This is a genomic window from Streptomyces sp. NPDC041122 (assembly GCF_055592445.1).
Genome location: NZ_JBVIYQ010000005.1, coordinates 90,399 through 112,612, shown reverse-complemented (window position 1 = coordinate 112,612; position 22,214 = coordinate 90,399). Strand labels below are relative to the sequence as shown.

Sequence of the window (22,214 nt, the reverse complement as noted above, 5' to 3'; positions counted from 1 at the left end):
GACCAGCGTGAACCTGCTGCTCGCGGAAGTGGCCCAGGCCACCCAGCGGCTGGCCGACGCCGGCGTGCCCTCGCCGCGCAACGACGCGGAGGAGCTCGCCGCCTTCGTGCACGGCGTGAAGCGGGGCGAGCTGCACTCCGTCAAGAACTCCGACTTCGACGCCCGCTACTGGGAGACGATCGCGCGCCGCGAGGCCCGCGAGCCGCTCCAGCACATCACCGGGCGGGCCTTCTTCCGCTATCTGGAGCTGCAGGTCGGACCCGGTGTCTTCGTGCCGCGCCCGGAGACCGAGTCCGTCGTCGGGTGGGCCATAGACGCCGTCCGCGCGATGGACGTCGTCGAGCCGCTCATCGTCGACCTGTGCACCGGCTCCGGCGCCATCGCGCTCGCCATGGCGCAGGAGGTGCCGCGCTCGCGGGTGCACGCCGTGGAGCTGTCCGAGGACGCCCTGAAGTGGACGCGGAAGAACGTCGAGGGGTCCAGGGTCGAGCTGCGTCAGGGAGACGCCAGGGAGGCCTTCCCGGAGCTCGAAGGACAGGTCGACCTCGTCATCTCCAACCCGCCGTACATCCCGCTCACCGAGTGGGAGTACGTCGCCCCCGAGGCCCGTGACTACGACCCTCAGCTGGCGCTCTTCTCCGGCGAGGACGGCCTGGAGCTGATCCGCGGCATCGAGCGCACCGCCCACCGGCTGCTGCGCCCCGGCGGGGTCGTCGTCATCGAGCACGCCGACACCCAGGGCGGCCAGGTCCCGTGGATCTTCACGGAGGAGCGGGGCTGGGCCGACGCGGCCGACCACCCCGACCTGAACAACCGCCCGCGCTTCGCGACCGCCCGCAGGGCGATGCCGTGAGCACCAAGACGTCACGTCAGCAGTACGTTTCAGTGAGGAGTCCGGACTAATGGCACGGCGATACGACACCAACGACGCGACCGACCGTACGACCGGTCTGCGCGAGGCCGCGTCCGCCGTCCGCCGTGGCGAGCTGGTCGTGCTGCCCACCGACACCGTCTACGGCATCGGCGCCGACGCCTTCACCCCGGAGGCCTGCGCCGACCTGCTGGACGCCAAGGGTCGCGGCCGCAACATGCCCACCCCCGTCCTGATCGGCTCGCCGAACACGCTGCACGGCCTGGTCACCGACTTCTCCGAGATGGCCTGGGAGCTGGTCGACGCCTTCTGGCCCGGCGCCCTGACCCTCGTCGCCAAGCAGCAGCCGTCCCTGCAGTGGGACCTCGGCGACACCCGCGGCACGGTCGCCATCCGGATGCCGCTGCACCCCGTCGCCATCGAGCTGCTCACCGAGGTCGGCCCGATGGCCGTCTCCTCCGCCAACCTCACCGGCCACCCCGCCCCCGAGGACTGCGACGCCGCGCAGGAGATGCTCGGCGACTCCGTCTCCGTCTACCTGGACGGCGGCCGCACCCCCGGCATCGTCCCGTCGTCGATCGTCGACGTGACCGGCAAGGTGCCGGTGCTGCTCCGCGCGGGCGCGCTCGACGCGGACGAGCTGCGCAAGGTGGTACCCGACCTCGAGGTGGCGAATTGACAGCCCCTGAGACGGGGCGTGGCATAGCGGGCTTCCCGGGATCCGCGGGGTCCTTCCGCATCCTCCACGTCAGCACCGGCAACGTCTGCCGCTCGCCGATCACCGAGCGGCTGACCCGGCATGCCCTCGCCGACCGCCTCGGCGACCCGCTCACCGGCGGTCTGATCGTGGAGAGCGCGGGCACCTGGGGCCACGAGGGCGCCCCGATGGAGACCAACGCCGAGCAGGTCCTCGCCGACTTCGGCGCGGACGCCACCGGTTTCATGGGCCGCGAGCTCCTCGACGACCACGTCATCCGCGCCGACCTGGTCCTGACGGCGACCCGCGACCACCGCGCGCAGGTCATCTCCATGGGGCACTCGGCGGGCCTGCGCACGTTCACGCTCAAGGAGTTCACCCGTCTGGTGCGGGCCATAGACCCGACGACGCTGCCGGAGCCGGACGGCAACGGCGTGGTGGAGCGCGCCCGCGCCCTGGTGCGGGCCGCCGCGGCGCTGCGCGGCTGGCTGCTCGCGCCGAGCGTGGAGGCCGACGAGGTGTACGACCCCTACGGCGCCCCGCTGCCGTTCTTCCGGTCGGTGGGCGACGAGATCAACCAGGCCCTCGACCCGGTGGTGACGGCACTGACCGGGGTGGGCGCACACCGGTAGCCGCGGCCCCGCGCGCGCCCGCCCACGCAGGCCTACATTGGATCTGAGGTCACCCCTGCGAGGCCCGGAGCCCACGATGACGGTCAGCACCGCACCCCCCGCCCCCGCGGCGTACACGGATCTCGACGCGCTGCGCCGGCAGGACCCCGAGCTCGCCGAGGTCCTCATCGGTGAGGTCGCCCGGCAGTCCGACGCGCTGCAGCTGATCGCCGCCGAGAACTTCACCTCGACCGCGGTCCTCACCGCGCTCGGCTCGCCGCTCGCCAACAAGTACGCCGAGGGCTACCCGGGCGCCCGGCACCACGGCGGCTGCGAGCTGGTCGACGCCGCCGAGCGGATCGCCGTCGACCGCGCCAAGGCCCTGTTCGGCGCCGAACACGCCAACGTGCAGGCGCACTCCGGGTCCTCCGCCGTGCTCGCCGCGTACGCCGCGCTGCTGCGGCCCGGCGACACCGTCCTGGCGCTGGGGCTGCCCTACGGCGGCCACCTCACGCACGGCTCGCCCGCGAACTTCTCCGGCCGGTGGTTCGACTTCGTCGGGTACGGCGTGGACCCCGAGAGCGGCCTCATCGACTACGACCAGGTGCATGCCCTGGCCCGCGCCCATCGCCCCAAGGCCCTGGTGTGCGGCTCGATCTCCTACCCGCGGCACATCGACTACGCGGCCTTCCGGGAGATCGCCGACGACGTGGGCGCGTACCTCATCGCCGACGCCGCGCACGCCATGGGCCTGATCGCCGGGGGAGCGGCGCCCAGCCCCGTGCCGCACGCCGACGTCGTCTGCGCCACCACCCACAAGGTCCTGCGCGGCCCGCGCGGCGGCCTGCTGCTGTGCGGCGCGGACCTCGCGGAGCGGATCGACCGCGCGGTCTTCCCGTTCACCCAGGGCGGCGCCCAGATGCACACGATCGCGGCGAAGGCGGTGGCGTTCGGCGAGGCGGCGACACCGGCCTTCACGGCGTACGCCCATCAGGTGGTCGCGAACGCGCGGATCCTGGCCGAGGAGCTGGCCGCGGGCGGCTTCGCGATCACCACCGGCGGCACGGACACGCATCTGATCCTGGCCGACCCGACGCCCCTCGGCGTGGACGCGCACACGGCCCGCGGCAGGCTCGCCGCGGCCGGCATCGTCCTGGACACCTGCGCCCTGCCGCACGGCGAGCCCCGGGAACGGGGCCTGCGCCTGGGCACCGCGGCCGTCACGACCCAGGGCATGACCGCCACGGAGCTGACCCGGGTGGCGGGCCTGCTGCTCGCGGCGGTGCACGAGAACGCGAACGTGCGAGAAGAGGTACGCGAACTGGTGGGAAGATTTCCGCCGTACCCGCAGTGAGGCCTCTTCAGTAATTCTCGCACCCGCGCAGAAAAAGACGGGCCGGCCTGTAATGAATCCAGGCCGGCCTCGCCCTATTTCGCGTCGAACCTCAGCAACCCTTCACCTTGCGAGGGGTGTCCGGGCCGAAGTGGCCCGTCTCGTGATACCACTTGACCGTCTTGTGCGGCTTGACCTTCTTGCAGGAGAGGTCAGCCGCGAATTTGATGTCCACCTTCCGCTTCACCGTGCGGCTGCCGCAGTTCTTGTAGTAGATGTTCCAGCGCTTGTTGCCCCACGGCCCCGGGCCGTCGTGGAGCCGCTTGATGGTCCCACCACACCTCAGCCGCTGAGCATCGGCCCCGACGGCGGAAATGTTGGAGTCCTGCACCGTCACGGAGACGGCGCGGCTAGGGGCGTCCGCGTCATCGGCTGTCGCCGGGGCTGCGAGTCCCACAGTTCCTGCAATCATCGCTGCGGCTGCAGCGATGCCAATGGCCTTGCGCATTTTTCTCCTTGGTCAGAGGAAAAGAGAAGGCGTCGGGCAATTAGTTCCACATTGCTCCTGCCCCCGTTTGCGTTTTCTTTCTATCGCGCTCAAGAGGAAACACTCAACGAATTAAGGCTGCTTGAAAGGAGAACCTTATGTTCAATGTCTTGAATGATCCTTGCGGGGTTACCGCTTGACGATCAACGCCATCAGGGTCGATCAAGAAGAGGCAGGTCCGGTACTTGTGAAGTGGGGCCGTCCGCTTGCTGCGCCGGCGGCGCCGCGGGAACCTTGGCGACATCTCACCGGTCGTCGGGCGTGGCGCCCCGACCGGCCCCGGGCCGGCGATGCCTCGAGGGCACGCCCACGACGGAGGCGTCGGGGTCCAGCGGCCGAGGTCGCTCGGCCCCTCGTCTTCTGGTGAAGGCGAGGCATGGCGAGAATGTGAGGCGACACGACCGCAAGGCTCACGAGGCTAGGCTGTGAGCCGAGATGGCCAGCGAGACCTGTGGGGAAGCCCGTGCGTGAATACCTCCTGACGCTCTGCATCACGGCCGCGGTGACCTACCTGCTGACCGGCCCGGTGCGGAAGTTCGCGATCGTGGCCGGCGCCATGCCGGAGATCCGCGCTCGTGACGTGCACCGGGAGCCCACGCCCCGGCTCGGGGGCATCGCGATGTTCTTCGGGCTCTGCGCGGGCCTGCTGGTCGCGGACCACCTGCCGAACCTGAACACGGTCTTCGAGAACTCCAACGAACCGCGTGCGCTGCTCTCCGGGGCGGCGCTGATCTGGCTCATCGGTGTCCTCGACGACAAGTTCGAGATCGACGCCCTGATCAAGCTCGGCGGCCAGATGATCGCCGCGGGCGTCATGGTCATGCAGGGCCTGACGATCCTGTGGATCCCGGTCCCCGGCGTCGGCACGGTCTCGCTCACCTCCGGCCAGGGCACGCTCCTGACGGTGGCGCTCGTCGTCATCACCATCAACGCCGTCAACTTCGTCGACGGCCTCGACGGCCTCGCGGCGGGCATGGTCTGCATCGCCTCCGCGGCGTCCTTCATGTACGCCTACCGCATCTGGTACGGCTACGGGATCGAGGCCGCGGCCCCCGCCACCCTCTTCGCCGCCATCCTCATGGGCATGTGCCTGGGCTTCCTGCCGCACAACATGCACCCCGCCCGGATCTTCATGGGCGACTCCGGCTCGATGCTGATCGGCCTCGTCCTCGCGGCGGGCGCCATCTCCGTCACCGGCCAGGTCGACCCGGCCGCGATGAAGCTGAACTTCGGCGGCGGCCGCGACGCCACGCACGCGATGCTTCCGGTCTTCATCCCGCTCCTGATGCCGCTCACGATCATCGCGATCCCCTTCGCCGACCTGGTCCTCGCGATCGTCCGGCGCACCTGGAACGGCAAGTCGCCGTTCGCCGCCGACCGCGGCCACCTCCACCACCGGCTCCTGCAGATCGGCCACTCGCACAGCCGCGCGGTGCTGATCATGTACTTCTGGTCGGCGCTCATCGCCTTCGGCACCGTCGCGTACTCGGTGCACTCGACGAGCATGTGGATCCTGCTGCTCATCGTCGCGCTCAGCGCGCTCGGTCTCGTCCTGCTCCTGCTGCCGCGCTTCACGCCGCGCACCCCGCGCTGGGCCGAGGCCTTCGTGCCGCCGCGCTACCGGCGTCGCAGGGCGGCCGCACAGGACGTGCACGGGGCGGCGCACGAGGCCGACGCGACGGATGAGACGGTGGGGGAGGAACACGACGCGCGTGACTCGGAGCGAAAGACTCCGGTCACCGCGGGCGTCAACGGAGCGACCGCGGTCGGCAACCGTTCTCGCATCGAATAGGCGCGGGAAGCGGGTGCCTCACGTTGACGCCTGACCCGAAATCGCCCCATTACCAGACAACTTGCCGTCCCCGATGCACAGACGCGCGGATTACCTCTCATGTGTGACAGTCAGCACACCGAGCAGGTAAAGACCTCATCAAATAGTTTGTGATACGGTTCACGAGATCCCGGGATAGAGCCGAAGGACCGTAGTGCGACGGTCGATTGGCCCGAGGGACCCTCTCGACCCGGGTCTACGCTCGTCCATGACGACACCCTGCCCCCATCAGTAAGCGGAGCGCCGCCATGCCGTCTCAAGACACCCGAACTCTCCTCCAGTCTGCTGTGCCCACAGCTGCCGTCGGCGCGATCATCGCCGTGGTCAGTGGCGTGGTCGCCGGCGGCAAGGGAGCCATCGGGGCCGTCGTCGGCACCCTGGTCGTGATCGCGTTCATGGGGCTCGGGATGTTCGTCCTGCAGCGGACGGCAAAATCGCTTCCGCAGCTTTTTCAGGCGATGGGCATGATGCTCTACGTCGCCCAACTACTGTTGCTGCTCCTCTTCATGGGCTTGTTCAAGGACACCACCCTCTTCAATCCGAGGGCTTTCGCTGCGGCACTTGTGGCAGCGACCGTCGCGTGGATGGCCGCTCAAGCCCGGGCGCACATGAAAGCCAAGATCCTTTACGTGGAACCCGACTCCGGTAGTGAGTCCGTCAATAGGGACAAGCCGGAGAAGTCGGGGTCTTCGACGTGAGGGGTAGGGGCGGGATAAATGCCCGTTCGAGATGCTGCTATCGTCCGGTGCCAACTGCGGCACTGCGGGCGCGGGCATCTGAGCTGACGCCTGCACAATCGCGAGGCTCGATGCCTGAATGCCGCTCACACTTCCGAAACACCAGTCCGGTGCCGACCCGCGGCTGCGCGCCGCGCCGACACGACAACGAGGTTGCCGTACCTATGCGTCACGCCGAAGGAGCCCGCGGTGAGTGCTGACCAAACTGAGCTCGCCTTTGACTGGAGCTGTCGGATCATGTCCGACAACGGCTGTGGCTTCCCGGCTCCGGGCCTGCACTCGTTCCTCTTCAAGCCGTTCGCCACCGTCGGTGGGATCGAGCTCAACAAGGTGATGCTGCTCGCCCTGTTGACCACCCTCGTCGTAGTCACGTTCTTCTACATCGCGTTCGGCAAGGCCAAGATGGTCCCGGGCAAGGTGCAGATGATGGGTGAGGCCGGCTACGACTTCGTCCGACGCGGGATCGTCTACGAGACGATGGGCAAGAAGGACGGCGAGAAGTACGTCCCGCTCATGGTCTCGCTGTTCTTCTTCATCTGGATCATGAACATCTGGTCCGTGATCCCGCTGACCCAGTTCCCGGTCTCGTCGATCATCGCCTACCCCGCGGTGCTCGCGGCAGTCGTCTACCTGGTGTGGGTCCCGCTCACCTTCAAGAAGCACGGCTTCGTGGGCGGTTGGAAGAACATCACGGGCTTCGACAACTCGCTCGGCCCGATCAAGTGGCTCGTGTCGTTCATCGAGTTCTTCTCGAACCTGCTGGTGCGTCCCTTCACGCACGCGGTGCGACTCTTCGCCAACATGTTCGCCGGTCACCTGATGCTGGTGATGTTCACCGTCGCCTCCTGGTACCTGCTGAACAGCTGGCTGATCCCGGCCGCCGGTGTCTCCTTCGTGATGACCATGGCCATGATCGTCTTCGAGCTTTTCGTGCAGGCCGTCCAGGCGTACGTCTTCGTGCTCCTCGCCTGCTCGTACATCCAGGGCGCTCTCGCCGAGAACCACTGACGCCCTCCCACCACCCCCTAAGCGCCCGGTGGCCAACCCCCACCGGTCCATGAAAGAGAAGGAAGTAACGGCATGTCCGCGACTCTCGAGCTCGCCGCCCTCCAGGGTGACATCAAGGCCCTCGGCTCCATCGGCTACGGCCTCGCGGCCATCGGCCCCGGCATCGGTGTCGGCATTGTCTTCGGTAAGGGCACCGAGGCCCTCGCTCGTCAGCCCGAAGCTGCCGGCCTGATCCGTGCCAACCAGATCCTCGGCTTCGCCTTCTGTGAGGCGCTCGCCCTCATCGGCATCGTCATGCCGTTCGTCTACGGCTCCTGATCGCCCGAGACGATTAGTCCCGTTCGACGAAAGGCAATGATGTGATCGCCAACCTGGTACAGCAGGCGGCCGAGCACGCGGAGGAGCAGAACCCGCTCATTCCGCCCGGCCCCGAGCTGCTCGTCGGCGCCATCGCCTTCGCCATCGTCTTCTTCTTCTTCTGGAAGAAGCTCCTCCCGAACATCAACAAGGTTCTGGACGAGCGCCGGGAGGCGATCGAAGGCGGTATCGAGAAGGCCGAGGCCGCGCAGACCGAGGCCCAGAGCGTTCTTGAGCAGTACAAGGCTCAGCTCGCCGAGGCCCGGCACGAGGCCGCGCGTCTGCGCCAGGAGGCGCAGGAGCAGGGCGCCCAGCTCATCGCCGAGATGCGGGCCGAGGGCCAGCGTCAGCGCGAGGAGATCGTCGCCGCCGGGCACGCCCAGATCGAGGCCGACCGCAAGGCCGCCGCGCAGGCGCTGCGCCAGGACGTCGGCCAGCTGGCCACCGACCTGGCCGGCAAGCTCGTCGGCGAGTCCCTCGAGGACCACGCCCGGCAGAGCCGCACGATCGACCGCTTCCTCGACGAGCTCGAGGAGAAGGCCGAGGCTGCTCGATGACAGCGCACGGAGCGAGCCGCGAGGCCCTGGCCGCCGCGCGTGAGCGCCTCGACGCGCTGACGGACAGCACCTCGGTCGACGCCAAGCGGCTCGCGGACGAGCTGGCGGCCGTCACGGCCCTGTTCGCCCGCGAGGTCTCGCTGCGTCGGGTCCTGACCGACCCGGCGCAGTCCGGCGAGGCCAAGGCCGAGCTTGCGGGACGTCTGCTGTCCGGGCAGGTGGGCGGCGAGACCGGCGACCTGGTGGCCGGCATGGTGCGCTCGCGCTGGTCGCAGTCGCGTGACCTGGTGGACGCCCTCGAGGAGCTCGCCAACCTCGCCGACCTGACCGGCGCGCAGAAGACGGGCGCGCTGGACAACGTCGAGGACGAGCTGTTCCGGTTCGGCCGGATCGTCTCCTCCAGCACGGAGCTGCGGGCCGCGCTGACCGACCGCGCCGCGACCGGTTCGGCCAAGAGCGAGCTGCTGCGCAGCCTGCTCGGCGGCCGCGCCGAGGACGTCACGGAGCGGCTGATCGAGCGCCTGGTGACCGTGCCGCGTGGACGTAGCCTGGAAGAGGGACTCGAGTCCCTCTCCAAGCTTGCCGCGGACCGCCGCAACCGCATGGTCGCCGTCGTCACTTCCGCCGTTCCGCTCTCGGACCGGCAGAAGGAGCGTCTCGGCGCCGTCCTGGCCAAGGTGTACGGACGTCCGATGCACCTCAACCTCGACGTGGACCCCGAGGTCCTCGGCGGGATCACGGTCCAGGTGGGTGACGAGGTCATCAACGGCAGCGTCGCGGACCGCATCGCGGAAGCCGGTCGCCGCGTGGCCGGCAGTTAAGACAACAAGCACGACCTACGGCCCTAGTTGGGCCGTGCAGAGGATTCCTGGGGGCTGACCCCAGACCCCCCAAGAAAACTTCGGGCCCAACAAGGAGAGCAGGGAACCCAGATGGCGGAGCTCACGATCCGGCCGGAGGAGATCCGGGACGCGCTGGAGAACTTTGTCCAGGCGTACAAGCCGGACGCGGCCTCGCGCGAGGAGGTCGGTACGGTCACCGTCGCCGGCGACGGTATTGCCAAGGTCGAGGGCCTGCCCTCGGCGATGGCGAACGAGCTGCTGAAGTTCGAGGACGGCACCCTCGGCCTCGCGCTGAACCTGGAAGAGCGCGAGATCGGCGCCGTCGTCCTCGGCGAGTTCAGCGGTATCGAGGAGGGCCAGCCGGTGCAGCGCACCGGTGAGGTGCTCTCCGTCGCCGTGGGCGAGGGTTACCTCGGCCGCGTCGTCGACCCGCTCGGCACCCCGATCGACGGCCTCGGCGAGATCGAGACCAGCGGACGTCGCGCCCTCGAGCTGCAGGCCCCCACGGTCATGCAGCGCAAGTCGGTGCACGAGCCGATGGAGACCGGCTACAAGGCCGTCGACGCGATGACCCCGATCGGCCGTGGCCAGCGTCAGCTGATCATCGGTGACCGCCAGACCGGCAAGACCGCCCTGGCCGTCGACACGATCATCAACCAGCGCGACAACTGGCGCTCGGGCGACGTGAACAAGCAGGTGCGCTGCATCTACGTCGCCATCGGTCAGAAGGGCTCCACCATCGCCTCCGTGCGCGGTGCCCTCGAAGAGGCCGGCGCCCTGGAGTACACGACCATCGTCGCCGCCCCGGCGTCCGACCCGGCCGGCTTCAAGTACCTGGCGCCGTACACCGGTTCGGCCATCGGCCAGCAGTGGATGTACGAGGGCAAGCACGTCCTCATCATCTTCGACGACCTCTCCAAGCAGGCCGACGCCTACCGCGCCGTGTCCCTGCTGCTCCGCCGCCCGCCGGGGCGCGAGGCCTACCCGGGTGACGTCTTCTACCTGCACTCGCGTCTGCTCGAGCGCTGCGCGAAGCTCTCGGACGAGCTGGGCAAGGGCTCGATGACCGGTCTGCCGATCGTCGAGACCAAGGCGAACGACGTGTCGGCGTTCATTCCGACCAACGTCATCTCCATCACCGACGGCCAGTGCTTCCTGGAGTCGGACCTCTTCAACGCCGGTCAGCGCCCCGCGCTGAACGTCGGTATCTCCGTCTCCCGAGTCGGTGGTTCCGCGCAGCACAAGGCGATGAAGCAGGTCTCCGGCCGCCTCCGCGTGGACCTCGCCCAGTTCCGTGAGCTGGAGGCGTTCGCCGCCTTCGGTTCCGACCTGGACGCCGCGTCGAAGGCGCAGCTGGAGCGCGGCCAGCGCATGGTCGAGCTGCTCAAGCAGCCGCAGTACGAGCCGATGGCGACCGAGGACCAGGTCGTCTCCGTGTGGGCCGGTACGACGGGCCGCATGGACGAGGTGCCCGTGGGCGACATCCGCCGCTTCGAGCGCGAGCTCCTTGAGTACCTGCACCGCAAGGAGCAGGGCCTCATGACCTCCATCAAGGAGGGCGGCAAGATGTCGGACGACACCCTGCAGGCCGTCGGCGACGCCATCGCGGAGTTCAAGAAGCAGTTCGAGACCTCGGACGGGAAGCTTCTCGGCGAGGACGCTCCGGCCGCCGCCAAGTGACGTAAGGAAGGGACCTGACTCATGGGAGCCCAGCTCCGGGTCTACAAGCGTCGCATCCGATCCGTCACCGCGACCAAGAAGATCACGAAGGCGATGGAGATGATCGCCGCCTCGCGCGTCGTCAAGGCGCAGCGCAAGGTGGCGGCCTCCACGCCGTACGCGACCGAGCTCACCCGCGCGGTCACGGCGGTCGGCACTGGTTCGAACACGAAGCACCCGCTGACGACCGAGGCGGAGACGGCGACCCGTTCCGCGGTTCTGCTCCTCACGAGCGACCGCGGACTGGCCGGCGCCTTCAACTCCAACGCCATCAAGGCCGCGGAGCAGCTCACCGAGCGTCTCGAGGCCGAGGGCAAGGAGGTCGACACGTACATCGTCGGCCGCCGTGGTCTGGCCCACTACAACTTCCGCGAGCGCAAGGTCGTGGAGTCGTGGTCGGGCTTCACCGACGAGCCCACGTACGCGGATGCCAAGAAGGTCGCGGTGCCGCTGATCGAGGCGATCGAGAAGGAGACGGCTGAGGGCGGCGTGGACGAACTCCACATCGTCTACACCGAGTTCATCTCGATGATGACGCAGACGGCCATCGACGGCCGGCTGCTGCCGCTCAGCCTCGAAGAGGTCGCGGAGGAGTCCCCCACCAAGGGCGAGCTCCTTCCGCTCTACGACTTCGAGCCGTCGGCGGAGGACGTCCTCGACGCCCTGCTGCCGCGGTACGTCGAGAGCCGTATCTACAACGCGATGCTCCAGTCGGCTGCCTCCAAGCACGCCGCCACGCGCCGCGCGATGAAGTCGGCGACCGACAACGCCGGGGATCTGATCAACAGCCTCTCCCGGCTTGCCAACGCGGCCCGCCAGGCCGAAATCACCCAGGAAATCAGCGAGATCGTCGGCGGCACAGCAGCCCTGGCCGACGCGACCGCGGGGAGTGACAAGTAATGACGACCACTGTTGAGACGGCCGTTGCCACGGGCCGCGTCGCCCGGGTCATCGGCCCGGTCGTCGACGTGGAGTTCCCCGTCGACGCGATGCCGGAGATCTACAACGCGCTGCACGTCCAGGTCGACGACCCGGCCACGCCGGGCGCGAAGAAGACGCTGACCCTCGAGGTCGCCCAGCACCTGGGTGACGGCGTGGTCCGCGCGATCTCGATGCAGCCGACCGACGGCCTGGTCCGCCAGGCGCCCGTCACCGACACCGGCAAGGGCATCTCGGTGCCGGTCGGCGACGTGACCAAGGGCCGGGTGTTCAACACCCTCGGCGAGGTCCTGAACGACGACCCGTCCACGGTCGCCGACGCCGAGCGCTGGACGATCCACCGCAAGGCCCCGGCCTTCGACCAGCTCGAGTCCAAGACCGAGATGTTCGAGACCGGCCTGAAGGTCGTCGACCTCCTCACCCCGTACGTCAAGGGTGGAAAGATCGGTCTGTTCGGTGGTGCCGGTGTCGGCAAGACCGTGCTGATCCAGGAAATGATCGTCCGTGTGGCCAAGCTGCACGACGGTGTCTCCGTCTTCGCCGGTGTCGGCGAGCGCACCCGTGAGGGCAACGACCTCATGGTCGAGATGGAGGAAGCCGGCGTTCTGGACAAGACCGCGCTGGTCTTCGGCCAGATGGACGAGCCGCCGGGCACGCGTCTGCGCGTCGCCCTGGCCGGTCTGACCATGGCGGAGTACTTCCGCGATGTGCAGAAGCAGGACGTGCTGTTCTTCATCGACAACATCTTCCGCTTCACCCAGGCCGGTTCCGAGGTCTCGACCCTGCTCGGCCGCATGCCCTCCGCGGTGGGCTACCAGCCGAACCTGGCCGACGAGATGGGTCTCCTCCAGGAGCGCATCACCTCGACCCGTGGTCACTCGATCACCTCGATGCAGGCGATCTACGTCCCCGCGGACGACCTGACCGACCCGGCCCCGGCCACCACGTTCGCCCACCTCGACGCGACGACGGTGCTCTCCCGTCCGATCTCGGAGAAGGGCATCTACCCGGCCGTGGACCCGCTGGACTCCACGTCCCGCATCCTGGACCCGCGCTACATCGCGCAGGACCACTACAACTGCGCCATGCGCGTCAAGGGGATCCTCCAGAAGTACAAGGACCTCCAGGACATCATCGCGATCCTCGGTATCGACGAGCTCAGCGAAGAGGACAAGCTCGTCGTCGCCCGTGCCCGTCGCGTGGAGCGCTTCCTGTCGCAGAACACCCACGCCGCCAAGCAGTTCACCGGTGTGGACGGCTCGGACGTGTCCCTCGAGGAGTCGATCGCGGCGTTCAACGCGATCTGCGACGGCGAGTACGACCACTTCCCCGAGCAGGCCTTCTTCATGTGCGGTGGTCTCGAGGACCTCAAGAAGAACGCCAAGGAGCTCGGCGTCTCCTGAGCTCACAGCTCGATCCGGAGAGGGGCGGGGGCACCCCGCGCGGGGGCCGTGTCCCGCCCCTCTCCGTACGCCCACTAGAATTTGACCCAACACCCGGCGAAGCCGCCGGGTGGTGACCCGAGGAGCCACCCTTGGCTGCTGAGCTGCATGTCGAGCTGGTCGCAGCGGACCGCAGTGTCTGGTCCGGTGAGGCCACCCTGGTCGTCGCGCGCACCACGTCCGGCGACATCGGCGTCATGCCCGGTCACCAGCCGCTGCTCGGTGTGCTGGAATCGGGCCCGGTGACCATCCGTACGAGTGACGGTGGCACGGTCGTCGCCGCCGTCCACGGAGGATTCATCTCCTTCGCGGACGACAAGCTGTCGCTGCTGGCCGAGATCGCGGAGCTGTCCGACGAGATCGACGTCCAGCGCGCGGAGCGGGCGCTGGAGCGCGCGAAGTCGGAGGCCGACGCCTCCGCCGAGCGGCGTGCCGACGTCCGACTGCGTGCGGCGACGCGCTGAGACCAGCGCGCGCGGCGTAACGTGACTCAGCCGCGGCCAGGTCCGGGAACATTCCGGACCGGGTCGCGGCTGAGGCAATGCGGGTGCAATGTATTGGTCCGTTGTCGGCCCGTGGGCCGACGGTAGAGGCGAGGAGGTCGGTGCCGATGATCCTCACTCTGCTCGTGTGCGGACTTGCTTTGATCGTGCTGGTGTTGGTGGGGCTCTTCGTCTTCGGACTGCGGCGCCGGCTGATCCAGCGCTCCGGCGGCACCTTCGACTGCAGCCTGCGCTGGAACGCCCCGGAGAAGGGCGACACCTCCGGCAAGGGCTGGGGGTACGGGGTGGCCCGCTACAACGGCGACCGGGTCGAGTGGTTCCGCGTCTTCTCGTACGCGCCGCGGCCCCGCCGGGTCCTGGAGCGCTCGGCCATCGAGGTCGTGGACCGGCGCGCGCCGGACGGCGAGGAGGAGCTGGCCCTGCTCTCCGACGCGATCGTCCTCGGCTGCCTGCACCGCGGCTCCCGCCTGGAACTGGCGATGAGCGAGGACGCGCTGACGGGTTTCCTGGCCTGGCTGGAGGCGGCACCGCCGGGCCAGCGGGTGAACGTGGCCTAGCCGCAGTCTCCCCAGGGGCGCCGGGAACTGCGCGACCAGCCACACACGACCCGCAGTCGCGGTACACGAGAAGCCGGGAAGACAGGGGGCGATCCTGTCTTCCCGGCTTCGTTCGTGGGACGGCGCCGAAGGCTACTTCAGACCGTCGTTGATGGCGGACACCAGCTCCCCGTTGGCCGTATCACCGCTGAACTCCCAGAAGAACGCGCCGCCGAGCCCCTGCTGCTTGGCCCACGTCATCTTCGCGCCGACCGTCGCCGGGGTGTCGTACGACCACCAGTTGCTGCCGCAGTGCGCGTACGCCGTGCCGGCGACCGTGCCGTTGGAGGGGCAGGAGTTCTTGAGGACCTTGTAGTCCTCGATGCCCGCCTCGTACGTGCCGGGCGCCGCGCCCGTGGCCGTGCCGCCCGGCTCCTTCTGGGTGACGCCCGTCCAGCCGCGGCCGTAGAAGCCGATGCCGAGCAGCAGCTTCGCCGAGGGCACGCCCTTGGCCTTCAGCTTGGCGATGGCGGCGGCGGAGTTGAAGCCCTCCTTCGGGATGCCCGGGTAGGACGTGAGCGGGGAGTGCGGGGCCGTCGGGCCCTTGGCGTCCCACGCGCCGAAGAAGTCGTACGTCATCACGTTGTACCAGTCGGCGTACTGCGAGGCGCCGCCGTAGTCCGCGGCGTCGAGCTTGCCGCCGTCCGAGCCGTCCGCGGAGATCGCGGCGGTGACCAGGCTCTTCGAGCCGAACTCGGAGCGGAAGGCCTGCATCATGTTCTTGAAGACGGCCGGGCCGCTGGTGTCGCAGGACAGACCGCAGGCGTTCGGGTACTCCCAGTCCAGGTCGATGCCGTCGAAGACGTCGGCCCAGCGCGGGTCCTCGACCAGGTCGTGACAGGACTTGGCGAAGGCCGCCGGGTTCTTCATGGCGTCGGTGAAGCCGCCGGACCAGGTCCAGCCGCCGAAGGACCACAGGATCTTGACGTTCGGGTACTTCGCCTTGAGCTTGCGCAGCTGGTTGAAGTTGCCGCGCAGCGGCTGGTCCCAGGTGTCGGCGACGCCGTCGACGCTCTGGTCGGCGGTGTAGGCCTTGTCGATCGCGGCGTAGGAGTCGCCCATGGTGCACTTGCCGCCCTGGACGTTGCCGAAGCTGTAGTTGATGTGCGTGATCTTCGCCGCCGAGCCGGAGGTCACGATGTTCTTCGCGTGGTAGTTGCGCTGGTAGACGCCCCACTCGGTGAAGTAGCCGAGCTTGACCTTGTCGCCGGGCTGGGGGTCGGGGCCGCCGCCGCCCGTGGTGCGGACCTTGACGGCGCCGCTCGCGGGACCCGTCTGGTCGGCGGTGTCACGGGCCTGGACGGTGTACGAGTAGTCGGTGCCCGCGGTCAGGCCGGTGTCGCCGTACGAGGTGCCGGTGACCGTGGCGACCTTGGCGCCGTCGCGCAGGACGTCGTAGTTCTTGACGCCCTTGTCGTCGGTGGCGGCCTTCCAGTCGAGCTTGACCGAGGTGTCGGTGACGCCGGACGCGGTCGGGGTGCCGGGCGCGCTCGGCGGGTTGTCGCCGGGGACGCTGCCGCCGTCGCAGCTCGCGCCGTTCAGCTCGCACTTGGCGGGGGCGCCGGGGCCGCTGCCGTTGAACCCGAAGGAGACCGAGGCGCCGGGGGCGAGCGTCCCGTTCCAGCCGAGGTTCTTGGCGGTCCAGCGGGTGCCGGAGTTGGTGACGGTGGCGTCCCAGGCGGAGGTCACCTTGGTGTCGGAGGGGAAGTCCCAGGCGACGTTCCAGGAGCTGATCGTGGTGGTGCCGGTGTTCCGAATCGTCCACTTGCCCTCGAAGCCGCCGCCCCAGTCCTGGGTCTTGGCGTACGTGGCGGTGGCCGCGGGCGCGGCGTCCGGGGCGGCTTCGGCGGATCCGCCGAGGGCGACCAGGGTGGCGAGCGGCAGCAGCAGTGTGGTGAGTGCCGCCACGGCTCGGTGTCTGGATCTGACTCTCGGGCGTGCGGTGCTGTGAGTGAAGCGCACGAGTGCTCCTCGGGTGAGTTCCGGGGGTCTGAGGGGTTGGGACCCTGCGCCGCCCGTGAGCACGTGGAACACGTGGGGGAGTGCTCACCGCAGTGCGGCGAGAATAGAAAGGTCTGGACCATCGGTCAAGAGGTCTGAACCATTGGCCGGTTCGCGCCGGTCCAAACCTCGGCCGCGGCGGTCAGACCCCCAACTCCTGCGCCAGTACGGCGGCTTGTACCCGGCTGCGCAGTTCCAGCTTGCCGAGCATCCGGCTGACGTGCGTCTTCACCGTCGCCTCCGCCATGGTGAGCCGGGCGGCGATCTCCGCGTTCGACAGGCCCTCGCCGATGCAGGAGAGCACCTCGCGCTCGCGCCGGGTGAGGCTGTCCAGGACGGCCGGGTCCGGCGCGTTCCCGTCGCGTACGGCCCTCGACGGGGCGCCGAACTCGGCGATCAGCCGGCGGGTGACGGCCGGCGCGATGAGCCCCTCGCCGCGTGCGACCGTGCGGACGGCCTCCAGGAGGTCCTTCGCCTCGGTGTTCTTCAGCAGGAAGCCGGCGGCGCCCGCGCGCAGCGCCCCGAACACGTACGCGTCGAGGTCGAAGGTGGTCAGGACCAGGACGTCCGCGAGTCCCTCGGCGACGACCTGCCGGGTCGCCGACACGCCGTCCAGGCGCGGCATCTGAATGTCCATCAGGACCAGGTCGGGGCGGAGGTCGCGGGCGAGCGCGACGGCCTCCTCGCCGTCCGCGGCCTCGCCGACGACCTCGATGTCGGGGGCGCTGCGCAGGATCAGCACCAGCCCGGCGCGCACGGCCGACTGGTCTTCGGCGACCAACACCCGGATCATTCCTTGGCTCCTTCATCGGCGGGGTCGACGGGCAGGGTCGCGAAGACGTTCCAGGCCTTGCCGTCGGGGCTGCTCTCGGGGCCCGACTCGAAGGTGCCGCCGAGGAGTTCGGTGCGCTCGCGCATGCCGACGAGCCCGGCTCCCGAGCCCGGCGCGCGGGGCCCGGACCGATCACCGTACGGGCTGCTCACCCGGATCGTCAGGGCGCGGGGCCGCTGCTCCAGGGCGACGGTGACCCGGCCGGGCGAGGCGTGCTTGAGCGCGTTCGTCAGGGATTCCTGCACGATCCGGTAGGCCGCGAGCTCCACCGGCGCGGGCAGCTTCGGGCCCGCGGGGGTGCGGGCGTCGTCGAGCGCCACGTCGAGGCCGTTGGTGCGGAAACCGTCGAGCAGGGCGGCCAGGCCGTCGAGGGTGGGCGCGGCCGCCGGTTCCAGGTCGCCGCTCTGGTCGCGCAGGATGCCGATGAGGCGGCGCATCTCGGCGAGCCCCTCGACGCTGTTCTCGCGGATGACGGCGAGCGCGTCCCTGCTCGTCGCCGGGTCGTCGAGGGAGAGCGCGGCCGTGGAGTGGATGGCGATGGCGGAGAGGTGGTTCGCGACCATGTCGTGCAGTTCGCGGGCCATCCGCGCGCGCTCGGCGGAGACGGCCTGCACGCGGTCCATCTCGGCGAGCAGCGCGGTCTGTTCGGCCCGCAGCTTGGCCGCGGCCGTCGCCTCGCGGTGGTTGCGCACCAGCACGCCGGTGGCGGCGGGGGTGAAGCCCACGATCGCGGTCGCCACGCCGAGCAGGACCGCCTGCGGGTTCTGCCACCAGGCGAGGAAGGCGATGGTCAGGGCCACGGTGACGAGGCCCGTGATGATCGGGATGCGGCGGGCGGCGGCCGGGGTCCCGTAGACGACGGCCGCGTACATGATGTCCGTGAACATCAGGATCGACGCGAGGTTGCCCGCCGTGAACTGGTCGGCCACCAGCGCGAGGGTGGCGACGACGAGGGCGAACCGCGGTCGGCTGCTGCGCAGCAGTTCGAGCCCGGCCAGGACGAAGAGCGGCACCAGCGCCCAGTGGACGTCCAGCGGCCGGTCGCTCTGCGACTGGAGTCCGAGCGCCCACAGCGCGAGCCCGCACAGCAGGCTGGCCACGGCGATCCGCACGTCGACGCGCTGCGGACGGGGGAGGGTCGGGGCCATGTCCCCATCCAACACGGTGGGGTGGTGCCGTGCCTGGTCCTGAGGGTGGAACCGACCGCTACATCGAAGGATGCAGTGCCGTTTCGTCACTGACGACGATGATCGGGAGCCGGTCCGACGGAAGTCTGGAGGGGTGAACGAGAGGAGAGCGTCGTGATCGTCACGTTGATCGTCATCTGTGAGGTCGGCTTCTGGGTGCTGCTGGCGGCGGGGCTCGCCCTGCGCTACGGGGCGAAGATGCCGCGGACGAGCGTCGCGGTGCTGCTGTGCGAGCCGCTCCTGGAAGTGCTGCTGTTCGTGGTCACCGCGATCGACCTGAAGAACGGCGCGGAGCCGGACTGGAAGCACGGTCTGGCCGCGGTCTACATCGGCTACTCCGTGGCGCTCGGCCATTACACGATCAAGTGGGTGGACGTCCGGGTCGCCCACCGGTTCGCGGGCGGTCCGCCCCCGAGCACCCCGAAGTACGGCGCCGCGCGCACGGCGCACGAGTGGAAGATCGCCGCCCGCTGGGTCCTGGCCTCGCTGATCGCCATGGCACTGCTGCAGGGCGCGGTCTGGTACGTGGGCGCGGACGGCGACACCGGCTCGCTGCGCGGCTGGCAGCAGCGGATGGTGTGGGTGATCGGGATCAACCTGATCATCGCCGCGACGTACACGGTCTTCCCGAAGAAGGCGCCGGCCGGGCCGCCCGCGGACCGGGACCCGGAGCGCGGGGACTCCCTCAGCAAGCTCTAGCGTTCGCCGCCCGGCACCCACAGCACGTCGCCGACCGCCTTGTTCGCCGTGCGGGCGAGGATGAAGAGCAGGTCGGAGAGGCGGTTGAGGTAGGTGGCGGTGAGCGGGTTCATGCCGCCGTCCTCCGTACCCGCACCGTGCACCTCGAAGGCGGCCCACGTCGAGCGCTCGGCCCGCCGCACCACCGTGCACGCCTGGTGCAGCAGCGCCGCGCCGGGCGTGCCGCCCGGCAGGATGAAGCTGCGGAGCTTCTCCAGCTCCTCCAGGAAGCGGTCGCAGTCCGCCTCCAGCTTGTCGATGTAGGACTGCTCGACGCGCAGCGGCGGGTACTTCGGGTTCTCGACGACGGGGGTGGAGAGGTCGGCGCCCACGTCGAAGAGGTCGTTCTGCACCCGGACCAGGACCTTGACGACCTCCGCGTCGAGCCGGCCGAGCGCGATGGCGGTGCCGATCGCGGCGTTGGCCTCGTTGGCGTCCGCGTACGCCGCGATCCGCAGATCGGTCTTGGCGGTGCGGCTCATGTCGCCGAGGGCCGTGGTGCCCTGGTCGCCGGTCCTGGTGTAGATGCGCGTCAGATTGACCATGGGGTCAGCCTAGTTACGCGCCCGCCTTCCGGAAGACACGTGTGCCCACCGTCACGGACCCGAGCGTGAGGGCGGCCGCCGTCAGGACGCCGTACAGCATCGCTGTGCCCGCGTACTCGCCCACGTAGGCGGCCCGCACCGCGTCCACCAGGTAGCGGAACGGCATGAAGTGCGAGAGGACGTCCAGCCAGCCGGGGGCGAGCGCCATCGGCAGCATCAGGCCGGAGAGCAGCATCGCGGGCATGCTGACCGCGTTGACGACGGGACCGAACTCGTGCGGCTTGGAGACGAGCATCGCGAGCGCGTAGCTGAGGGACGCGAGGACGATCGTCAGGACCCCGACGAACGCGAAACCGACGAGGACTCCGGCGAGCGGCGCCCGCAGCCCCATCGCCACGGCCGCGAGGACGAGCAGCACCGCCTGGAAGACGAAGAGCGCGGCGTCGCGGAGCACCCGGCCGAGCAGCAGCGCGAGCCGGCTGACCGGCGTCACCCGCATCCGCTCCACCACGCCGAACTGCTTTTCGATGATGAGCGCGAACCCGCTGTACGAGGCGCCGAACAGGCCGAGCTGGAGCAGCAGCCCCGGCACGAGCACCTGCCAGGAGTCACCGCGCGAGCCGAGCGGCAGGCCGGTCAGGAGCGGGCCGAAGAAGAGCAGGTACAGCAGCGGCATCAGGACGCCGAAGAGGATCTGGAACGGGGAGCGCAGGGTCTGGCGGGCGTACCGCCCGAAGATCAGCGCGGTGTCGGAGAGAAACGCGGACATAGGTGGGGTCCCGGGTGTGTGAGGGTTCAGACGGCGGCCGGCGCCGCGTCCTTGGGGGCGAGGTCGCGGCCGGTGACGGCCAGGAACGTGTCCTGGAGCGAGGCGTCGATGGACCCGCCGTACCGCAGCTTGAGCGCGCTCGGCATGCCCTCGGCGACCACCACGCCCTTGTCGATGATCACCAGGCGGTCGCAGAGCGCGTCGGCCTCGTCGAGGTAGTGGGTGGTCAGGACGACGGTGGTGCCGTGGTCGTCGCGCAGCCGCCGCACCAGCGCCCACAGGTCGGCCCGGCTGCCCGGGTCGAGGCCCGTCGTCGGTTCGTCCAGGAAGAGCACCTCGGGCCGGTGCATGAGGCCCATGGCGATGTCCAGCCGCCGCCGCTGACCGCCGGAGAGGGTCGCGCACGCGCGGTCGAGGTAGTCGGTGAGGCCGAGGTCGGCCGCCAACTCGGCTGCGCGCGCCATGGCTTGATGCTTCGGCAGGCGGTAGAGCCGGCCCTGGGTGATGAGTTCCTCGCGTACACAGACGCTGAGGTCGACGCCGCCGGACTGGGCCACGTACCCGATCGCGCGCCGCACGGCGGCCGGGTCGCGGACCAGGTCGTGGCCCGCGACGGTGGCGGCGCCGCCGGTGGGGGCCAGGAGCGTGGTCAGCATGCGCAGGGTCGTCGTCTTGCCCGCGCCGTTGGGTCCGAGGAAGCCGAGGATCTCGCCGGGGGTGACGGTCAGGTCGATGCCGCGCACGGCGTCGACGGTGCCGCGCTTGGTCCGGAAGGTCCGGGTGAGTCCGGCCGTGCTGATGATTGCCATGGCGACCACAAAAACAGAGTCTCTTAAATTTTGCAATCACCCCAAGTTTTCAGTTGCCCAAGGGGCGGGCCCTAGGGTGGGGGCATGGCTGAAGGTCTCAGGGAGCGCAAGAAGCGGCAGACGAAGCAGCGGATCTCGGACATCGCGACGGGGCTCTTCCTGGAGCGCGGCTTCGTCACGGTGACCGTCGCGGAGGTCGCGGAGGCCGCCGACGTCTCCGTGAACACGGTCTACAACTACTTCCCGGCCAAGGAGGACCTCTTCCTGGACCGGGGCGGCGACGTCGTCGACCGGCTCTCCCGCCATGTCCGCGGCCGCCGCGCCGGGGAGTCCGCGGCCGACGCCGTCCTGCGCGAGCTGCGCGCCGACGTCGAGGGCGTCTCGCCGGCCGTCGGGCTCTTCCCCGGCTGGGCCGACTTCATGAAGGTCATCACCGAGGCGCACGCCCTGCGCTCCCGGCTCTGGGCGATCCAGCAGGAGGCCCTCGGCAACCTCACCGGAACCCTCGCCGCGGAGGCCGGCGCCGCCGAGGGCGACCCGCTGCCGGGGCTCGTCGCCGGACAGCTCTCCTGGGTGCACAGCACGCTCATGGCGTGGATCGGCGACGAGATGACCAAGGGCCGGGAGCCGGCCGACGTGTCCCGTGACGCCCTCGGCCTGCTGGACGAGATGGAGGACCTGCTGAGCGAGAAGGTCCTCAACTACGCGCCACGCGCCGCCTGATGAGACGTACCGGTGTGATG

24 protein-coding genes are annotated in these 22,214 nt (G+C 69.5%); 17 read left to right on the top strand and 7 right to left on the bottom strand.

All coding sequences use genetic code 11. From position 1 onward, the window contains the following. Positions 1-7 precede the first annotated feature (7 nt). From prmC to ACZ6B8_RS19355, 4 genes are all read left to right on the top strand, one after another. Entirely contained in the window at positions 8-853 is an 846-nt protein-coding gene (gene prmC / locus ACZ6B8_RS19370) for a peptide chain release factor N(5)-glutamine methyltransferase (protein ID WP_471079603.1), read from the top strand. Positions 854-902: 49 nt separating this feature from the next. Beyond that, positions 903-1,550 (top strand): L-threonylcarbamoyladenylate synthase, encoded by a 648-nt coding sequence (locus ACZ6B8_RS19365; protein WP_355802798.1) that lies wholly within the window; start codon positions 903-905, stop codon positions 1,548-1,550. Beyond that, a complete protein-coding gene (locus ACZ6B8_RS19360; protein WP_471079607.1) occupies positions 1,547-2,200 on the top strand; it encodes an arsenate reductase/protein-tyrosine-phosphatase family protein in 654 nt (217 codons plus the stop codon). The genes ACZ6B8_RS19365 and ACZ6B8_RS19360 overlap by 4 nt, the downstream gene beginning before the upstream one ends. Before the next feature lie 76 nt (positions 2,201-2,276). Further along, positions 2,277-3,533: a serine hydroxymethyltransferase gene (locus ACZ6B8_RS19355; RefSeq protein WP_471607976.1), complete on the top strand. Its 1,257-nt coding sequence runs from the start codon at positions 2,277-2,279 to the stop codon at positions 3,531-3,533. A gap of 91 nt (positions 3,534-3,624) precedes the next feature. On the opposite strand, the gene ACZ6B8_RS19350 is transcribed toward ACZ6B8_RS19355, so the two are convergent. After that, the gene (locus ACZ6B8_RS19350; protein ID WP_471607975.1) at positions 3,625-4,020 is read right to left on the bottom strand and encodes a hypothetical protein; all 396 of its coding nucleotides are present in this window, start codon (positions 4,018-4,020) and stop codon (positions 3,625-3,627) included. Between the two features lie 502 nt (positions 4,021-4,522). Between ACZ6B8_RS19350 and ACZ6B8_RS19345 the strand changes: the two genes are divergently transcribed. The 11 genes from ACZ6B8_RS19345 to ACZ6B8_RS19295 all read left to right on the top strand — a co-directional run bounded on the left by ACZ6B8_RS19345 (position 4,523) and on the right by ACZ6B8_RS19295 (position 14,551). Then, the gene (locus ACZ6B8_RS19345) at positions 4,523-5,851 is read left to right on the top strand and encodes an MraY family glycosyltransferase (RefSeq protein WP_471079613.1); all 1,329 of its coding nucleotides are present in this window, start codon (positions 4,523-4,525) and stop codon (positions 5,849-5,851) included. A gap of 287 nt (positions 5,852-6,138) precedes the next feature. Further along, positions 6,139-6,588: a hypothetical protein gene (locus tag ACZ6B8_RS19340; RefSeq protein WP_471607974.1), complete on the top strand. Its 450-nt coding sequence runs from the start codon at positions 6,139-6,141 to the stop codon at positions 6,586-6,588. A 276-nt stretch (positions 6,589-6,864) separates the two neighbouring features. After that, positions 6,865-7,635, top strand: coding sequence for a F0F1 ATP synthase subunit A (gene atpB, locus ACZ6B8_RS19335; RefSeq protein WP_469250278.1), 771 nt, complete (start codon positions 6,865-6,867; stop codon positions 7,633-7,635). A 72-nt stretch (positions 7,636-7,707) separates the two neighbouring features. Further along, a complete protein-coding gene (gene atpE, locus ACZ6B8_RS19330; RefSeq protein ID WP_016643250.1) occupies positions 7,708-7,953 on the top strand; it encodes an ATP synthase F0 subunit C in 246 nt (81 codons plus the stop codon). A 41-nt stretch (positions 7,954-7,994) separates the two neighbouring features. Continuing rightward, on the top strand, positions 7,995-8,549 hold the full coding sequence (locus tag ACZ6B8_RS19325) for a F0F1 ATP synthase subunit B (protein WP_469249699.1): 555 nt from the start codon (positions 7,995-7,997) through the stop codon (positions 8,547-8,549). Then, positions 8,546-9,370, top strand: coding sequence for a F0F1 ATP synthase subunit delta (locus tag ACZ6B8_RS19320; RefSeq protein ID WP_471607973.1), 825 nt, complete (start codon positions 8,546-8,548; stop codon positions 9,368-9,370). Before ACZ6B8_RS19325 ends, ACZ6B8_RS19320 begins: the two co-directional genes overlap by 4 nt. A 111-nt stretch (positions 9,371-9,481) precedes the next feature. Then, positions 9,482-11,071: a F0F1 ATP synthase subunit alpha gene (gene atpA, locus ACZ6B8_RS19315; RefSeq protein ID WP_471079622.1), complete on the top strand. Its 1,590-nt coding sequence runs from the start codon at positions 9,482-9,484 to the stop codon at positions 11,069-11,071. Between the two features lie 21 nt (positions 11,072-11,092). Next, on the top strand, positions 11,093-12,010 hold the full coding sequence (locus ACZ6B8_RS19310) for a F0F1 ATP synthase subunit gamma (RefSeq protein WP_471079625.1): 918 nt from the start codon (positions 11,093-11,095) through the stop codon (positions 12,008-12,010). Then, the gene (gene atpD, locus ACZ6B8_RS19305; protein ID WP_471079628.1) at positions 12,010-13,452 is read left to right on the top strand and encodes a F0F1 ATP synthase subunit beta; all 1,443 of its coding nucleotides are present in this window, start codon (positions 12,010-12,012) and stop codon (positions 13,450-13,452) included. The genes ACZ6B8_RS19310 and atpD overlap by 1 nt, the downstream gene beginning before the upstream one ends. 131 nt (positions 13,453-13,583) lie before the next feature. Then, entirely contained in the window at positions 13,584-13,955 is a 372-nt protein-coding gene (locus ACZ6B8_RS19300; RefSeq protein ID WP_355802780.1) for a F0F1 ATP synthase subunit epsilon, read from the top strand. A 146-nt stretch (positions 13,956-14,101) separates the two neighbouring features. After that, positions 14,102-14,551, top strand: a complete 450-nt coding sequence (locus ACZ6B8_RS19295; RefSeq protein ID WP_471079632.1) for a DUF2550 domain-containing protein — start codon at positions 14,102-14,104, stop codon at positions 14,549-14,551. Positions 14,552-14,683: 132 nt separating this feature from the next. On the opposite strand, the gene ACZ6B8_RS19290 is transcribed toward ACZ6B8_RS19295, so the two are convergent. The 3 genes from ACZ6B8_RS19290 to ACZ6B8_RS19280 form a co-directional block, all read right to left on the bottom strand. Then, positions 14,684-16,552, bottom strand: a complete 1,869-nt coding sequence (locus ACZ6B8_RS19290) for a glycosyl hydrolase family 18 protein (protein ID WP_471079635.1) — start codon at positions 16,550-16,552, stop codon at positions 14,684-14,686. 181 nt (positions 16,553-16,733) lie between these two features. Further along, positions 16,734-17,384, bottom strand: coding sequence for a response regulator (locus ACZ6B8_RS19285; protein ID WP_471079638.1), 651 nt, complete (start codon positions 17,382-17,384; stop codon positions 16,734-16,736). Next, positions 17,381-18,571, bottom strand: a complete 1,191-nt coding sequence (locus ACZ6B8_RS19280) for a sensor histidine kinase (protein WP_471607972.1) — start codon at positions 18,569-18,571, stop codon at positions 17,381-17,383. The genes ACZ6B8_RS19285 and ACZ6B8_RS19280 overlap by 4 nt, the downstream gene beginning before the upstream one ends. A gap of 153 nt (positions 18,572-18,724) precedes the next feature. Here ACZ6B8_RS19280 and ACZ6B8_RS19275 point away from each other — a divergent pair, with 153 nt between their 5' ends. Continuing rightward, positions 18,725-19,309 (top strand): hypothetical protein, encoded by a 585-nt coding sequence (locus tag ACZ6B8_RS19275; protein WP_471079644.1) that lies wholly within the window; start codon positions 18,725-18,727, stop codon positions 19,307-19,309. Here ACZ6B8_RS19275 and ACZ6B8_RS19270 read toward each other — a convergent pair. Genes ACZ6B8_RS19270 through ACZ6B8_RS19260 form a run of 3 tightly spaced genes read right to left on the bottom strand, consistent with a single transcriptional unit; the run spans position 19,306 to position 21,471 of the window. Continuing rightward, positions 19,306-19,893: a cob(I)yrinic acid a,c-diamide adenosyltransferase gene (locus tag ACZ6B8_RS19270; RefSeq protein WP_471079647.1), complete on the bottom strand. Its 588-nt coding sequence runs from the start codon at positions 19,891-19,893 to the stop codon at positions 19,306-19,308. The two genes, ACZ6B8_RS19275 and ACZ6B8_RS19270, sit on opposite strands and share 4 nt — an antisense overlap. A 13-nt stretch (positions 19,894-19,906) precedes the next feature. Beyond that, on the bottom strand, positions 19,907-20,662 hold the full coding sequence (locus ACZ6B8_RS19265) for an ABC transporter permease (protein WP_471079650.1): 756 nt from the start codon (positions 20,660-20,662) through the stop codon (positions 19,907-19,909). 26 nt (positions 20,663-20,688) lie between these two features. Further along, entirely contained in the window at positions 20,689-21,471 is a 783-nt protein-coding gene (locus tag ACZ6B8_RS19260; RefSeq protein ID WP_471079653.1) for an ABC transporter ATP-binding protein, read from the bottom strand. Between the two features lie 84 nt (positions 21,472-21,555). Here ACZ6B8_RS19260 and ACZ6B8_RS19255 point away from each other — a divergent pair, with 84 nt between their 5' ends. Beyond that, positions 21,556-22,194, top strand: coding sequence for a TetR/AcrR family transcriptional regulator (locus tag ACZ6B8_RS19255; protein ID WP_471079656.1), 639 nt, complete (start codon positions 21,556-21,558; stop codon positions 22,192-22,194). Positions 22,195-22,214 lie beyond the last annotated feature (20 nt).

Excerpts from the sequence above, each read along its gene's own strand:
- ACZ6B8_RS19310 (WP_471079625.1), top strand. The coding sequence starts at position 11,093 with ATGGGAGCCCAGCTCCGGGTCTACAAGCGTCGCATCCGATCCGTCACC.
- ACZ6B8_RS19355 (WP_471607976.1), top strand. The coding sequence starts at position 2,277 with ATGACGGTCAGCACCGCACCCCCCGCCCCCGCGGCGTACACGGATCTC.
- ACZ6B8_RS19340 (WP_471607974.1), top strand. The coding sequence starts at position 6,139 with ATGCCGTCTCAAGACACCCGAACTCTCCTCCAGTCTGCTGTGCCCACA.
- atpA (WP_471079622.1), top strand. The coding sequence starts at position 9,482 with ATGGCGGAGCTCACGATCCGGCCGGAGGAGATCCGGGACGCGCTGGAG.
- atpD (WP_471079628.1), top strand. The coding sequence starts at position 12,010 with ATGACGACCACTGTTGAGACGGCCGTTGCCACGGGCCGCGTCGCCCGG.
- ACZ6B8_RS19295 (WP_471079632.1), top strand. The coding sequence starts at position 14,102 with ATGATCCTCACTCTGCTCGTGTGCGGACTTGCTTTGATCGTGCTGGTG.
- ACZ6B8_RS19280 (WP_471607972.1), bottom strand. The coding sequence starts at position 18,571 with ATGGCCCCGACCCTCCCCCGTCCGCAGCGCGTCGACGTGCGGATCGCC.
- ACZ6B8_RS19285 (WP_471079638.1), bottom strand. The coding sequence starts at position 17,384 with ATGATCCGGGTGTTGGTCGCCGAAGACCAGTCGGCCGTGCGCGCCGGG.
- ACZ6B8_RS19255 (WP_471079656.1), top strand. The coding sequence starts at position 21,556 with ATGGCTGAAGGTCTCAGGGAGCGCAAGAAGCGGCAGACGAAGCAGCGG.
- ACZ6B8_RS19365 (WP_355802798.1), top strand. The coding sequence starts at position 903 with ATGGCACGGCGATACGACACCAACGACGCGACCGACCGTACGACCGGT.
- atpE (WP_016643250.1), top strand. The coding sequence starts at position 7,708 with ATGTCCGCGACTCTCGAGCTCGCCGCCCTCCAGGGTGACATCAAGGCC.
- ACZ6B8_RS19265 (WP_471079650.1), bottom strand. The coding sequence starts at position 20,662 with ATGTCCGCGTTTCTCTCCGACACCGCGCTGATCTTCGGGCGGTACGCC.
- ACZ6B8_RS19350 (WP_471607975.1), bottom strand. The coding sequence starts at position 4,020 with ATGCGCAAGGCCATTGGCATCGCTGCAGCCGCAGCGATGATTGCAGGA.
- atpB (WP_469250278.1), top strand. The coding sequence starts at position 6,865 with ATGTCCGACAACGGCTGTGGCTTCCCGGCTCCGGGCCTGCACTCGTTC.
- ACZ6B8_RS19320 (WP_471607973.1), top strand. The coding sequence starts at position 8,546 with ATGACAGCGCACGGAGCGAGCCGCGAGGCCCTGGCCGCCGCGCGTGAG.
- ACZ6B8_RS19260 (WP_471079653.1), bottom strand. The coding sequence starts at position 21,471 with ATGGCAATCATCAGCACGGCCGGACTCACCCGGACCTTCCGGACCAAG.
- ACZ6B8_RS19270 (WP_471079647.1), bottom strand. The coding sequence starts at position 19,893 with ATGGTCAATCTGACGCGCATCTACACCAGGACCGGCGACCAGGGCACC.